The sequence below is a fragment of the Pseudomonas sp. S3_C06 genome, assembly GCF_054667675.1.
Genome location: NZ_CP162747.1, coordinates 5833531 through 5847465, shown reverse-complemented (window position 1 = coordinate 5847465; position 13935 = coordinate 5833531). Strand labels below are relative to the sequence as shown.

12 protein-coding genes are annotated in these 13935 nt (G+C 59.5%); 10 read left to right on the top strand and 2 right to left on the bottom strand.

The genetic code is table 11. The features are described 5' to 3' along the window. The first annotated feature begins 22 nt into the window (after window positions 1-22). The gene (locus AB4N44_RS26050; RefSeq protein ID WP_460111472.1) at window positions 23-2176 is read left to right on the top strand and encodes a mechanosensitive ion channel domain-containing protein; all 2154 of its coding nucleotides are present in this window, start codon (window positions 23-25) and stop codon (window positions 2174-2176) included. Window positions 2177-2240: 64 nt separating this feature from the next. Further along, the gene (locus tag AB4N44_RS26045; protein ID WP_160038875.1) at window positions 2241-3575 is read left to right on the top strand and encodes an amidohydrolase; all 1335 of its coding nucleotides are present in this window, start codon (window positions 2241-2243) and stop codon (window positions 3573-3575) included. Window positions 3576-4101: 526 nt separating this feature from the next. Here the strand turns inward: AB4N44_RS26045 and AB4N44_RS26040 are convergent. Then, a complete protein-coding gene (locus AB4N44_RS26040; protein ID WP_007916338.1) occupies window positions 4102-4815 on the bottom strand; it encodes a UTRA domain-containing protein in 714 nt (237 codons plus the stop codon). 134 nt (window positions 4816-4949) lie between these two features. On the opposite strand from AB4N44_RS26040, the gene AB4N44_RS26035 reads away from it, so the two are divergent. The 7 genes from AB4N44_RS26035 to AB4N44_RS26005 all read left to right on the top strand — a co-directional run bounded on the left by AB4N44_RS26035 (window position 4950) and on the right by AB4N44_RS26005 (window position 10523). Beyond that, window positions 4950-5090, top strand: a complete 141-nt coding sequence (locus tag AB4N44_RS26035; RefSeq protein ID WP_160038873.1) for a hypothetical protein — start codon at window positions 4950-4952, stop codon at window positions 5088-5090. A 75-nt stretch (window positions 5091-5165) separates the two neighbouring features. Further along, window positions 5166-6233: an ABC transporter substrate-binding protein gene (locus tag AB4N44_RS26030; RefSeq protein WP_007916337.1), complete on the top strand. Its 1068-nt coding sequence runs from the start codon at window positions 5166-5168 to the stop codon at window positions 6231-6233. Between the two features lie 180 nt (window positions 6234-6413). Further along, window positions 6414-7220 (top strand): alkaline phosphatase family protein, encoded by an 807-nt coding sequence (locus AB4N44_RS26025; RefSeq protein ID WP_127926394.1) that lies wholly within the window; start codon window positions 6414-6416, stop codon window positions 7218-7220. Window positions 7221-7225: 5 nt separating this feature from the next. Continuing rightward, the gene (locus AB4N44_RS26020; RefSeq protein ID WP_410479219.1) at window positions 7226-8062 is read left to right on the top strand and encodes an ABC transporter permease; all 837 of its coding nucleotides are present in this window, start codon (window positions 7226-7228) and stop codon (window positions 8060-8062) included. After that, complete coding sequence (locus AB4N44_RS26015; protein ID WP_460111475.1) at window positions 8049-8849, top strand: ABC transporter permease; 801 nt, start codon at window positions 8049-8051, stop codon at window positions 8847-8849. The genes AB4N44_RS26020 and AB4N44_RS26015 overlap by 14 nt, the downstream gene beginning before the upstream one ends. Beyond that, complete coding sequence (locus AB4N44_RS26010) at window positions 8846-9835, top strand: ABC transporter ATP-binding protein (RefSeq protein WP_460111477.1); 990 nt, start codon at window positions 8846-8848, stop codon at window positions 9833-9835. The genes AB4N44_RS26015 and AB4N44_RS26010 overlap by 4 nt, the downstream gene beginning before the upstream one ends. A 34-nt stretch (window positions 9836-9869) precedes the next feature. Continuing rightward, window positions 9870-10523, top strand: a complete 654-nt coding sequence (locus tag AB4N44_RS26005) for an HAD family hydrolase (RefSeq protein WP_460111479.1) — start codon at window positions 9870-9872, stop codon at window positions 10521-10523. Window positions 10524-10664: 141 nt separating this feature from the next. Here the strand turns inward: AB4N44_RS26005 and AB4N44_RS26000 are convergent, their stop codons facing one another. Then, complete coding sequence (locus AB4N44_RS26000; protein WP_127926392.1) at window positions 10665-11627, bottom strand: zinc-binding dehydrogenase; 963 nt, start codon at window positions 11625-11627, stop codon at window positions 10665-10667. A 138-nt stretch (window positions 11628-11765) separates the two neighbouring features. Here AB4N44_RS26000 and AB4N44_RS25995 point away from each other — a divergent pair, with 138 nt between their 5' ends. After that, a complete protein-coding gene (locus tag AB4N44_RS25995; RefSeq protein ID WP_174244439.1) occupies window positions 11766-13850 on the top strand; it encodes a carboxy terminal-processing peptidase in 2085 nt (694 codons plus the stop codon). Window positions 13851-13935 lie beyond the last annotated feature (85 nt).

Sequence of the window (13935 nt, the reverse complement as noted above, 5' to 3'; positions counted from 1 at the left end):
CCCTTGCGAGGTTGACCGCCTAGTGTTCGCTCGTTTTTTTGCTTTGCCCAGTCTGTTCCTCATCTGCCTGATGACGCTGTTGCCGCTGGCGCCCGCCCACGCGGTCGGCTTGCCCGGTCTGCTCAACACCAACAAAGCCCAACCGGAAGCCCAGGAACCGCTCGGCCAGTCCCTCGACGAAGTCATCAAGTCGCTGGAAAACGACAAGCAACGCGCACAGTTGCTGACCGATCTGAAGAAGCTGCGCGACGCCACCAAAAAAGCCCAAGCCAGTCCCGAAGAAGGCGTGCTTGGCCTGATCGGCGGCACTCTGTCCAACTTCGAAAAACAATTCACCGGCGCTGACAGCCCGCTCAACCGCTGGGGCAACGAGTTCGATCTGGCCAAGGACGAACTGAGCGCGATGATGCTACCGGCCAACGAATGGCTGCCGATCATTTTCGGCTTCGCCATGATCCTGATGGTGTGGAGTCTGCTCGCCGCTGCGCTGATCTGGCTCGGTCACCGGGTGCGCATGCGCTTCGGCCTCACCGAAGAATTGCCGCAACACCCCAAGGCCCTCGACATGCTGCGCTTCGCTTTGCGCAAGCTCGGGCCGTGGCTGATCGCGTTGGTGATGACCGTCTACATGAGCTACGCCCTGCCGTCGTCGCTGGGCAAAAGCCTGGCGATGGTGCTGGCCTATGCGCTGGTGGTCGGCACCTGCTTCTCGGCGATCTGCGTGATCGCGTTTTCCCTGCTCGATGGCCCGCACCGCCATCGTGCGCTGTATATCCTGCGTCATCAGGCGTTCCGTCCGCTGTGGCTGATCGGCAGCTTCGCCGCGTTCGGCGAAGCGCTGAATGATCCGCGCCTGATCGAAAGCCTCGGCGTGCATCTGGCCCACACCGCCGCGACCATCGCCAATGTCCTCGCGGCACTGTCGACCGGCCTGTTCATTCTGCGTTTCCGTCGACCGATCGCGCACTTGATCCGCAACCAGCCGCTGTCACGACGCCTGACCCGCCGCGCCCTCAGCGACACCATCGAAATCCTCGGCACCTTCTGGTACGTGCCGGCGCTGGTGCTGGTCGGCATCTCGCTGTTTGCCACGTTCGTTTCCGCCGGCGACACCAGCACCGCACTGCGCCAGTCACTGATCTGCACCGTGTTGCTGGTGTTGTGCATGGTGATCAACGGCCTCGTGCGCCGTCACTCACTCAAGCCGCAACGCGGGCCGAAACGTCACGCGCTGTATTCGGAGCGGCTGAAAAGCTTCTTCTACACCCTCGCGCATCTGCTGGTGTGGCTGGTCTTTATCGAACTCGGCCTGCGCGTGTGGGGCCAGTCGCTGATCGGTTTCGCCGAGGGCGAAGGGCATGACGTCAGCGTCAAACTGTTCAGCCTGATCGGCACGCTGATTTTCTCCTGGCTGATCTGGATCCTCGCCGACACCGCTGTGCACCACGCCCTCACCCGCTCGCGCAAAGGCCTGGCGAATGCCCGTGCGCAAACGATGATGCCGCTGATCCGCAACGTGCTGTTCGTGGCGATCTTCATCATTGCGCTGATCGTCGCGCTGGCGAACATGGGCATGAACGTCACGCCACTGCTGGCCGGTGCCGGTGTGATCGGTCTGGCCATCGGTTTCGGTGCGCAGTCTCTGGTCGCTGACCTGATCACCGGTCTGTTCATCATCATCGAAGACTCGCTGGCCATCGATGACTACGTCGATGTCGGCGGCCACCTCGGCACCGTCGAAGGCCTGACCATCCGCACCGTGCGCCTGCGGGATATCGACGGCATCGTCCACACCATCCCGTTCAGCGAAATCAAAAGCATCAAGAACTACTCCCGCGAATTCGGCTACGCGATCTTCCGCGTCGCGGTGCCGTACAACATGGAAATCGACGACGCGATCAAACTGATGCGCGAAGTCGGGCAGAAGATGCGTACCGATCCGCTGCAGCGGCGCAACATCTGGTCGCCGCTGGAGATTCAGGGTGTCGAAAGTTTCGAATCCGGCAGCGCGATTCTGCGGGCGCGGTTCAAGACCGCGCCGATCAAACAGTGGGAAGTGTCCCGGGCGTTTAACCTTTCGCTCAAACGCCATCTCGACGAAGCCGGACTCGATCTGGCAACGCCGCGCATGAGCGTGCAAGTGATCACTGCCGGTGGCGGTCAGCCGAAGGAATAGCACTCAGGCGCGCGGTTGCAGTCACAGGCAGGGAAGCCCGACAACAATAATCAAGGAGAACCCGATGCAACTGACGCGCATTGCCCAAGCCGTTCTATTCACCCTGTTCGCCAGCCACGCTGGCGCCGCGACACTGGAAAGCACCCGCACGCAAATCGCCGAACAAGCGCAAAAGCTCGAGCCGGAACTGCTGGAAACCCGCCGCGACATCCACGCTCATCCAGAACTCGGCAACACGGAAAAACGCACCGCCGAACTGGTCGCGAAACAACTCAAGGCCATGGGCCTGGAAGTGAAAACCGGCGTCGCCCGTACCGGCGTGGTCGCCGTCCTCAAAGGCGCCCTGCCCGGCCCGACCGTGGCCCTGCGCGCCGACATGGACGCGCTGCCGGTCAAGGAAGTCGCCGACCTGCCGTTCGCCTCGAAAGCCAAAGGCATCTATCTGGACAAAGAAGTCGACGTCATGCACGCCTGCGGCCACGACGCCCACACCGCGATCCTGCTGAGCACGGCGAAAATTCTCACGGGCATGCGCGACACCCTGCCCGGCACCGTGGTGTTCTATTTCCAGCCCGCCGAGGAAGGCCCGAGCGACTTCATCCCCGACGGCAAAAACACCTGGGGCGCGAAAATGATGGTCGAGGAAGGCGTGATGAAATCACCGAAACCCGATGCGGTTTTCGGCCTGCACGTCTGGGCCGGCGTCCCTGCCGGCCAGATCGCCTACCGCCCGGGCGCCACCCTCGCCAGCTCCGACGACCTGCGCATCAAAATCCTCGGCAAACAAACCCACGCCGGCCGCCCATGGGACGGCATCGACCCGATCACCGTCGGCGCACAAACCATCGTCGGCCTGCAAACCGTGGTCAGCCGCCGCACCGATATCTCCTCTTATCCGTCAGTGGTCAGCATCGGCACCATCAACGGCGGCACGCGCTACAACATCATTCCCGAAACGGTCGACATGACCGGCACGATCCGCTCCTACGACTACGGCATCCGCCAGAAACTGCATGCCGACGTACGCCAGACCGTGGAAAAAATCGCCGAAAGCGGCGGCGCCAAAGCCGACGTCACCATCATCGAAAAATACGACCCGACCATCAACAATCCGGTGCTGACGGAAAAGATGCTGCCGACGTTGAAGTGGGCGGCCAAGGATGATGTGGTGAATGCACCGCTGGTGGGGGGCGCGGAAGATTTTTCGTTCTTTGCCAAGGAAGTGCCGGGGCTGTTTGTGTTTCTCGGCGTGACACCGAGGGATCAGGACATGAGCAAGGCAGCGCCGAATCATAATCCCGGGTTCTTTGTGGATGAGTCGGCGCTGGTGGTGGGCGTGAGGACATTGGCCTCGTTGGCGACGGATTATTTGTATGCCAATGCGGGGGCAGGCAAATAGGGATGAGGTGACTGTGGGGGCGCTTTCGCGAGCAGGCTCGCTCCCACATTTGGAACGTGTGCAGCCTGCCAGAAACAGGTCGGCTGTCAGGCCGCCATCGCCAGCAGGGCTGGCTCCCACAGTTTTGATTTGCGAACAACCCACGCGGCAAAGCCGCCCCACTCAACACAATGAGCGCAAGCTCGAGTACCGCTCTTGATCTTGCCGTGCCGGCCCCTTCGGCAGGCTGAGTGGAGGGATTGATCCGGGGGTGGGAGCGTAGCGACCGTTCGACGAAGTCGAACACATCGAAAGGAGGTGCAGCGAAGCAAACCGGAAGCGATGCCCCCGGATCGATCCCGGAGCGAAGGAACCCCGAGCCCCAGCGAGCGGGCCGAACGCCGGGGCCCAGCCTTTTGCTTACTTTTCGGCGCCTGGAAAAGTGAGTCGCTGTAAGAGCGAAACCGCCAGCCGCGACACCCGCAGAAACGGATATTCACACAGAACCCAATAGCCTGGTCGGCCCACAGGCCGCCAAGGTCAAAGCTCAAACAACATCAACCCCAACGTGAATCGCATCATGCCGCCAAAACTCCAGATCACAATCAATCAACCGCTCATGCTGATCATAATTGACCCGAGCAATCCGCAACCCCGGGCTCCCCACCGACACCCGTAAAGCCGCCGCCGCATCCACCGACAACGACGTAGGCACAATCTCAAAACGCACCCGCCCATAGTGCAAATCGTAATGCCGCGCATACAACTCGGTCATCGACTGATTCAAATCAAACTCAAGAATCCCCGGAAAAAACTGCGGATTCAAATAGTGCTCCACATACAACACCAACCGCCCATCAATCCGCCGTGACCGACAAATCTGAATCACACTCGACAACGCCGGCAACTGCAACCAGGCACACACCGCCGCCGACGCCGGCTGCAAACGTGCCGAAATCACCTCGGTCGACGGCACCCGCCCCTGCGCACTGACCATTGCGTGAAAGTGACTGCGCTGCATCAGGTTGTACGCCAGACGCGGCGGCGAAACGAACCAGCCCCGTCGCTCCTCGCGATAAATCTGCCCCTGCGCCTCCAACTGCAACAACGCCTCACGCACGGTAATCCGCGTCGTACCGAACAACTCACTGAGCTTGCGCTCAGCCGGCAACTTGCTGCCCGCCGCCAGCAACCCGTGATCGAGTTGTTCCTGCAGCACCTGGCCAATCGCTGTCACCGCTTTTGTTGCCTCATCGCGCATCAACGTTACCTATCTGGACTAGACCAGCACTGTTTCAGGGCAAAATCGCACGGCAATCGAGCCGTTGCGTGGTATTGCAAGCCTAGGCAGTGCAGATGACCGAGAGATGACAAAACTACCGAACGGTCGTCCTCATGACTTGCAATACATCGGCCAAGTCCCTTGTCCGCCGGGGCTTGGGCATGGTCTACGCTTATCTGGCAACCGCTGATACCGAGCAAACAAAAGACCTGCCGCAGGGCCGCCGACATCAAAGTGTCATCCAGCCCGCCTAAATTGGCTCAGGTATTGCTGACCTAGACCAACACACACCGCAATCGCAGCGTTGAACACGACCAAGGAGCTTCGGAATGAAACAGCTTTTCCTGGCAACACTGTTAGGCTCGACCATTGCAATGTGCACCTCCGCCATGGCGGCCGGCACCGATCTGAAAACCCTCGAAGCCGCTGCGAAAGCGGAAGGTGCCGTCAACAGCGTCGGCATGCCCGATGACTGGGCCAACTGGAAAGGCACCTGGGAAGACCTGGCCAAAACCTACGGCCTGAAACACATCGACACCGACATGAGCTCGGCCCAGGAAATCGCCAAGTTTGCCGCGGAAAAAGATAACGCCACCGCCGATATCGGCGACGTCGGTGCGGCCTTCGGCCCGATCGCGGTCAAGCAAGGCGTGGTGCAACCGTACAAGCCAAGCACCTGGGATCAGGTTCCGGACTGGGCCAAGGACAAGGACGGCAACTGGGCGCTGGCCTACACCGGCACCATCGCCTTCATCGTCAACAAAAAACTGCTGCACGGCTCCGAAGTACCGACCAAATGGGCAGACCTCAAGGGCGGCAAATACAAGGTTTCCATCGGTGACGTGAGCACCGCCGCACAAGCCGCCAACGGCGTTCTGGCTGCAGCACTGGCCAACGGTGGCGACGAGAAAAACATCAAGCCTGCGCTGCTGCTGTTCGCCGACATCGCCAAGCAAGGTCGTCTGTCGATGGCTAACCCGACCATCGCCACCATGGAAAAAGGCGAGATCGAAGTCGGTGTGGTCTGGGACTTCAACGGCCTCAGCTACAAAGCCAAGATGGCCAACCCGGATGACTACGTGGTGCTGATCCCGTCCGACGGTTCGGTGATTTCCGGCTACACCACGATCATCAACAAGTACGCGAAAAACCCGAACGCCGCCAAGCTGACCCGCGAATACATCTTCAGTGACGCCGGCCAGACCAACCTCGCGCGCGGCAACGCCCGTCCGATCCGCGCCGAACACCTGCAACTGCCGGAAGACGTGAAAGCCAAACTGCTGCCGAACGAGCAGTACAAAAAGGTCACCCCGATCAAAGACGCCGATGCGTGGGAAAAGACTTCCAAGGCCCTGCCACAGCAGTGGAACGAAGAAGTCATCGTCGAGATGAAATAAAGCGGCTGATCACTACTGTGTGATCTGAAACAAAACCCATGTAGGAGTGGGCCTGCTCGCGATAGCGGTAATTCAGTCAACATTGTCGTTGAATGTTCAACAGCTATCGCGAGCAGGCTCACTCCTACAGGGGATCTCGGTTGAATCTGAAATTTCCTGTTTCGCGGAGTTTTTGCCCCTATGAAGCACAACGTCATCCTTGTCGTGCTCGACGGCCTCAACTACGAGGTCGCGCGTCACGCCATGGGGCATCTGCAGGCTTATGTTGGCGCAGGACGCGCCGCGCTCTACCAGTTGGAGTGCGAACTGCCGGCCCTGTCCCGACCGCTTTATGAATGCATCCTCACCGGCGTGCCGCCGATCGACAGCGGCATCGTCCACAACAACGTCTCGCGCTTGTCCAATCAGCGCAGCATTTATCACTACGCCCGCGATGCCGGCCTGAAAACCGCGGCAGCGGCGTATCACTGGGTTAGCGAGTTGTATAACCGTTCGCCGTTCGTGGCAGCACGCGACCGCCACACCGACAATCTGTCGCTGCCGATCCAGCACGGGCATTTCTACTGGAGCGATCACTACCCGGACTCGCACCTGTTCGCCGACGCAGAAAACCTGCGCCTGCGCCACGATCCGGATTTCCTGCTGATCCATCCGATGAACATCGACGACGCCGGGCACAAACACGGCCTCGACTCTTCGCAATACCGCAACAGCGCGCGCTTCGCCGACATCATCCTCGCCGACTATCTGCAGAACTGGCTCGACGCTGGCTATCAGGTATTGGTGACCGCCGACCACGGCATGAACAACGATCGCTCGCACAACGGCCTGCTGCCGGAAGAGCGTCAGGTGCCGCTGTTTGTCCTCGGTGACGCGTTCAGCCTCGACGCTGACGCCGCACCGAAGCAGACCGAAATCTGCGGCACGGTCTGCGAACTGCTCGGCGTGCCCCATGACAAACCGGTGTGCCGGGAGTTGCTCAAGTGAACTCAATGACTCGCGGTAAATGGCTGGCAGCCCTGTGCGTGGTGCCCTTCGCGCTGTTCTTTATCGTCTTCGAAATCGCTCCGCTGACCTGGGTGATGATCAGCAGCCTGCAATCAGAAGAATTCGGCTGGGGCTTGGCCAACTTCAGCAAGATCTTCAGCTCGAAGTTCTATTTGCAGGCGATCCAGTACAGCCTCGAAATCAGTTTCTGGTCGAGCGTGTTCGGCATCATCATTGCCGTACTGGGTGCGTATTCCCTGCGCCGGGTCGATTCGAAACTGCGCAATTTCGTGAATGCCTTCGCCAACATGACCAGCAATTTTTCCGGCGTACCCTTGGCCTTCGCGTTCATCATCCTGCTCGGTTTCAACGGCAGCATCACGATCATGCTGAAGCAGTCGGGGATCATTCAGGATTTCAACCTGTACTCGAAAACCGGGCTGATTATCCTCTACACCTACTTCCAGATTCCCCTTGGTGTGCTGCTGCTCTATCCCGCCTTCGACGCCTTGCGTGAAGACTGGCGCGAGTCCGCCGCACTGCTTGGCGCCAATGGCTGGCAATTCTGGCGGCATATCGGCTTGCCGGTGCTGACCCCGGCGCTGCTCGGTACATTCGTGATCCTGCTGGCCAACGCCCTCGGTGCCTACGCCACGGTGTACGCGTTGACGACGGGCAACTTCAACGTCCTGCCGATCCGGATTGCGGCGATGGTCTCCGGTGACATTTCCCTTGACCCGAATCTGGCCAGCGCTTTGGCCGTGGTGCTGGTGGCGCTGATGACCATCGTCACCGTCGTGCATCAACTGCTGTTGAAGAGGAGCTACCATGTCTCGCGCTGAATCCGGCCCGGCCGGCCTCTACCACCGCGTCGTGGTTTATCTGTTGTTCGCCATCCTCTTGCTGCCACTCGTGGGCACGCTGGTCTATTCGATCGCCAGCAGTTGGTCGGCGACCATCCTGCCCAGCGGTTTCACCTTCAAGTGGTACATCCAGTTGTGGAGCGATCCGCGCTTTCTTCACGCCTTCGGCCAGTCGCTGCTGGTGTGTGTCGGCGCGCTGGTGCTGTCGGTGGTACTGATCCTGCCGCTGCTGTTCGTGGTGCATTACCACTTTCCGAAACTCGATGCGCTGATGAACATCCTCATCCTGCTGCCCTTCGCGGTGCCGCCAGTGGTGTCGTCGGTGGGAATGTTGCAACTTTACGGTTCCGGGCCGATGGCGATGGTCGGCACGCCGTGGATTCTGATCGGTTGCTACTTCACCGTGGCGCTGCCGTTCATGTACCGGGCGATCACCAACAACCTGCAAGCGATCAACCTGCGAGACCTGATGGACGCTGCGCAACTGCTCGGCGCCAGCACCTTTCAGGCAGCGTTTCTGGTGGTGCTGCCGAACCTGCGCAAAGGCCTGATGGTCGCGTTGCTGCTGTCGTTCTCGTTCCTGTTCGGTGAGTTCGTCTTCGCCAATATTCTGGTCGGCACGCGTTACGAAACCTTGCAGGTTTATCTGAACAACATGCGCAACAGCAGCGGCCACTTCACCAGCGCGCTGGTTATTTCGTATTTCTTTTTCGTGCTGGTCCTGACCTGGATCGCCAACATCTTGAACAAGGACAAAAGCGAATGAGCTATGTCAGCGTCCAACACCTGCAGAAAAGTTACGCCGGCACCACCGTGTTCAGCGACATTGACTGCGAGATCAACAAGGGCGAGTTCGTCACCCTGCTCGGCCCCTCCGGCTGCGGCAAGTCGACCCTGCTGCGTTGCATTGCCGGTCTGACGCCGGTCGATGGCGGCAAGATTCTGCTGGATGGCGTCGATATCGTGCCGTTGAGCCCGCAGAAACGCGGGATTGGCATGGTGTTTCAGAGTTATGCGCTGTTCCCCAATATGACCGTCGAGCAAAACGTCGCCTTCGGTTTGCGCATGCAGAAGGTCAATGCCGACGACAGCCATAAACGCGTTTCCGAGGTGTTGAAACTTGTTGAACTGAACGACTTCGCCAGCCGCTATCCACATCAACTGTCCGGCGGACAATGTCAGCGCGTGGCCCTCGCCCGCTCGCTGGTCACACGTCCGCGTTTGCTGCTGCTCGATGAGCCGCTGTCGGCGCTCGATGCGCGGATTCGTAAACACCTGCGTGAACAGATCCGCCAGATTCAGCGCGAACTCGGCCTGACGACGATTTTCGTCACCCACGATCAGGAAGAAGCGCTGACCATGTCTGATCGCATTTTCCTGATGAATCAGGGACAAATCGTACAAAGCGGCGATGCCGAAACCTTGTACACCGCACCCGTCGATGTGTTCGCCGCAGGCTTCATCGGCAACTACAACCTGCTCGATGCCGACGATGCGTCGAAGCTGCTGCAGCGCCCGATCAGCCACCGCATCGCCATTCGCCCGGAAGCCATCGAATTGAGCCTCGAAGGTGAACTCGACGCGCAGATCCGTAGCCACAGCCTTCTTGGCAACGTCATCCGCTACCGGATCGAAGCGCGCGGCGTGGAACTGGTGGTGGATGTGCTCAACCGCTCGGCGGCCGATCTCCATCCCGACGGTCAGCGTCTGGCGCTTTCCATCGATCCAACGGCCCTGTGTGAGGTAGCCTGATGACTTTGCTGACGTTGAAGAGAGAACTGCACTGATGGCCCTGGCAATTTTTGATCTGGACGAAACCTTGATCCACGGCGACTGCGCCACCCTCTGGAGCGAGCAGATGGGGCGCCTCGGCTGGGTCGATCCCGAGTCGTTCATGCGCAAGAACAACGAACTGATGGACGCCTACAGCCATGGCAAATTGCGCATGGAAGACTACATGGAGTTCAGCCTGGAGCCGCTGATCGGCCGCACGCCGGAAGAAGTCGAGCACTTGGTCGGGCCATGGGTTGAAGACTTTATCGAACCGATCATCTTCAGCGACGCGACCAAAACCATCGCCGCCCACCGCAAGGCCGGCGACCGGATTCTGGTGATCTCGGCGTCGGGCACGCATCTGGTCAGACCGATTGCCGATCGACTGGGCATTGATGAAGTTCTGGGGATTGAACTGGAAATCGCCCATGGCGTGTACAGCGGACACACCGTTGGCACCCTGACCTACCGCGAAGGTAAAATCACTCGCTTGCTGGAGTGGCTGGATGCTGAAGAGGAGAACCTGGAAGGTGCGAGTTTCTATTCCGACTCGCGCAATGATCTGCCGCTGTTGCTGAAGGTGGATTTCCCGCACGTGGTGAATCCGGACCCAGTGCTGCTGGAGCACGCCGAAAAATCCAACTGGCCAATCCATCTCTGGAAATGACAAAGATTTAATCTGCACAGGCAGGCTGATATTCCAAACCTGAGTTCGACCCGATGCATCAGGTCGATGTAGCCCGACAGAACAACCCGGTCAGTCCCCTCTCCCTTTGGGAGAGGGTTAGGGTGAGGGGCTTTTCCGTGCTCAGCTCAGACTGTCGTCGATCACCAAAACCAGTTTTCCAGCAACAGTATTGCTCGCCAACTCCGCAAACGCCGCCTCGGCATCCTTCACCGCAAACGCCTTGGCCAACTGTGGACGCAACCGCCCCTCAGCAAACAACGGCCACACCTGCTGGCCCAGATCACTCAACAGATCCGCCTTGAACTGATCGTCACGACTACGCAACGTCGAGCCGAGCAACTGCACACGCTTGGCCAAGACCTGCGCCAGATCCAGTTTCGCCTCACGACCGCCCATCAAACCGATCAACACCCATCGCCCATCCAGCGCCATCAGCTTGAGATTCAACGCCGAATAATTGCCACCCACCGGATCGAGAATCACATTGAACGGCCCGAAATCACGCAGGCTCTCCAGATCATCGGTGCGCACCACCCCGCCCTGCGCGCCCAGCGCCTCGCAATAAGCCAAACGCTCGGTCGAACCGACGCTGACCCAACACGGATTGCCAAACGCCTTGCACAACTGAATGGCGGCTGAACCGATTCCACTTGCGCCGGCGTGCAAGAGAACTTTCTCACCCGGTTTGAGCGCCGCAAGTTGAAACACATTCAGCCAGACTGTTGCATAAACCTCAGGCAATGCTGCCGCCTCGATCAGCGAGACGCCTTCGGGAACCGGCAGCACGTGCCGCCCGTCGACCACCACCTCTTCGGCCATGCCGCCCCCGGCCAGCAAGGCGCAAACCCGATCGCCGACCTGCCACGCACTGCCCGCGCCGACCTCGCTGATGACCCCTGAGCACTCAAGACCGAGCACTTGGCTGGCCCCTGGCGGCGGCGGATAGAGCCCTGCTTTCTGTAATAAATCGGCGCGATTGAGACCCGCAGCCGCCACTCGAATGCGGACTTGTCCTACATCGCACGTAGGACTCGGCTCTTCAACCCATGCCACTTGACCGTCAACGCCTTGCAATGCCTTCACAGTGCCTCCATAGTGAGTCTGGACTGAGCCCGAAGCTGTAGCGCCGGGCTTTTTGCATTATGCGACCGGCTCTCGTAGAACCGGCGACTTCAAAGACGGCCTAATATGCGTTATCAATTGTCCCCGCGTCGAATCAGCATGAAGCATTTGCTCCCCAGCACCGCCCTCGCTCTTTTCATCGGTATCGGTTTGTTGCCGGTGTCGGGCAATACATTCGCAGCCAACAGCTGGGACAAATTGCAGCCTGATCGCGATGAAGTCATCGCCAGCCTGAACGTCGTCGAGTTGCTTAAGCGTCACCACTACAGCAAGCCGCCGCTCGACGATGCGCGCTCGGTGATCATCTACGACAGCTACCTCAAGCTGCTGGATCCGTCGCGCAGCTACTTCATGGCCAGCGACATCAGCGAATTCGACAAGTGGAAGACGCAGTTCGACGACTTCCTCAAAAGCGGCGACCTCAACGCCGGGTTCACCATCTACAAGCGCTATCTGGACCGCGTCAAGTCGCGTCTGGACTTCGCCCTTGCCGAGCTGAACAAAGGCGTCGACAAGATGGACTTCACCACCAGGGAAACCTTGCTGATCGATCGCAAGGACGCCCCTTGGCTCAAATCCACCGCTGAACTCGACGACCTGTGGCGAAAACGCGTCAAGGACGAAGTGCTGCGGATGAAGATCGCCGGCAAAGAGCCGAAGCAGATCCAGGAAACCCTGACCAAGCGCTACAAAAATCAGTTGGCGCGCCTGGACCAGACCCGTCCGGAAGACATCTTCCAGGCGTACATCAACACCTTCGCCATGTCTTACGATCCGCACACCAACTATCTGTCGCCGGATAACGCGGAAAACTTCGACATCAACATGAGCCTGTCCCTCGAGGGCATCGGTGCCGTGTTGCAGAGCGACAACGACCAGGTGAAAGTCGTGCGTCTGGTGCCGGCAGGCCCGGCCGACAAGACCAAACAGGTCGCCCCGGCCGACAAGATCATCGGCGTTGCCCAAGGCAACAAAGAAATGGTCGACGTGGTCGGCTGGCGTCTGGACGAAGTGGTCAAACTGATCCGTGGTCCGAAAGGCACCGTGGTGCGTCTGGAAGTGATTCCGGCGAGCAATGCGCCGAACGACCAGACCACCAAGATCGTGCCGATCACCCGGGAAGCGGTGAAGCTCGAAGACCAGGCCGTGAAGAAGTCCGTGCTCAACCTGAAACAGGACGGCAAGGACTACAAACTCGGCGTCATCGAGATTCCAGCTTTCTACCTCGACTTCAAGGCGTTCCGTGCCGGTGATCCGGATTACAAGAGCACTACCCGTGACGTCAAGAAGCTGCTCACCGAGCTGCAGAAAGACAAAGTCGACGGCGTGGTCATCGACCTGCGCAACAATGGCGGCGGTTCCCTGCAGGAAGCCACCGAGCTGACCAGCCTGTTCATTGACAAGGGCCCGACCGTACTCGTACGAAATGCCGATGGCCGTGTCGACGTACTCGAAGATGAAAACCCGGGCGCGTTCTACAAAGGCCCGATGGCGTTGCTGGTCAACCGCTTGTCCGCTTCGGCTTCGGAGATCTTCGCCGGCGCCATGCAGGACTACCACCGCGCGCTGATCATCGGTGGCCAGACCTTCGGTAAAGGCACCGTGCAGACCATTCAACCGCTGAACCATGGCGAACTGAAGCTGACGCTGGCCAAGTTCTACCGTGTGTCCGGTCAGAGCACCCAGCATCAAGGCGTGCTGCCGGACATCGACTATCCGTCGCTGATCGACACCAAGGAAATCGGCGAGAGCGCCCTGCCGGAAGCCATGCCGTGGGACACCATCCGCGCGGCAATCAAACCGGCGGCCGATCCGTTCAAGCCGTTCCTGGCCCAGCTCAAGTCCGAGCATGACACGCGCACCGCCAAGGATGCCGAGTTCGTGTTCATCCGCGACAAGCTGGCCCTGGCGCAGAAACTGATGGAAGAAAAAACCGTCAGCCTCAACGAAGCCGAACGCCGTGCCCAGCACAACGACATCGACGCCAAGCAACTGACGATGGAAAACATCCGTCGCAAAGCCAAAGGCGAAGAGCCGCTCAAAGAACTGAAGAAAGAAGACGAAGACGCCCTTGCGGCCGCTGACCCGGACAAGGTCAAACCGGAAGACGATGCCTATCTGAGCGAAACCGGGCGCGTGCTGCTGGATTACCTGAAGCTGAGCAATCAGGTGGCCAAGAAGTAAGGTGATGGCAATTTAATGCTGACGATCCCCGGATCGTCATCAAACAGTCATCATTCTGTCGTGCAATAAAGGACTGGGAGCCACT

Bases quoted from the DNA above. Each gene is read 5' to 3' on its own strand.
- AB4N44_RS26045 (WP_160038875.1), top strand. From the start codon at position 2,241: ATGCAACTGACGCGCATTGCCCAAGCCGTTCTATTCACCCTGTTCGCC.
- AB4N44_RS26040 (WP_007916338.1), bottom strand. From the start codon at position 4,815: ATGCGCGATGAGGCAACAAAAGCGGTGACAGCGATTGGCCAGGTGCTG.
- AB4N44_RS26035 (WP_160038873.1), top strand. From the start codon at position 4,950: ATGACTTGCAATACATCGGCCAAGTCCCTTGTCCGCCGGGGCTTGGGC.
- AB4N44_RS26030 (WP_007916337.1), top strand. From the start codon at position 5,166: ATGAAACAGCTTTTCCTGGCAACACTGTTAGGCTCGACCATTGCAATG.
- AB4N44_RS26025 (WP_127926394.1), top strand. From the start codon at position 6,414: ATGAAGCACAACGTCATCCTTGTCGTGCTCGACGGCCTCAACTACGAG.
- AB4N44_RS26020 (WP_410479219.1), top strand. From the start codon at position 7,226: ATGACTCGCGGTAAATGGCTGGCAGCCCTGTGCGTGGTGCCCTTCGCG.
- AB4N44_RS26015 (WP_460111475.1), top strand. From the start codon at position 8,049: ATGTCTCGCGCTGAATCCGGCCCGGCCGGCCTCTACCACCGCGTCGTG.
- AB4N44_RS26010 (WP_460111477.1), top strand. From the start codon at position 8,846: ATGAGCTATGTCAGCGTCCAACACCTGCAGAAAAGTTACGCCGGCACC.
- AB4N44_RS26005 (WP_460111479.1), top strand. From the start codon at position 9,870: ATGGCCCTGGCAATTTTTGATCTGGACGAAACCTTGATCCACGGCGAC.
- AB4N44_RS25995 (WP_174244439.1), top strand. From the start codon at position 11,766: ATGAAGCATTTGCTCCCCAGCACCGCCCTCGCTCTTTTCATCGGTATC.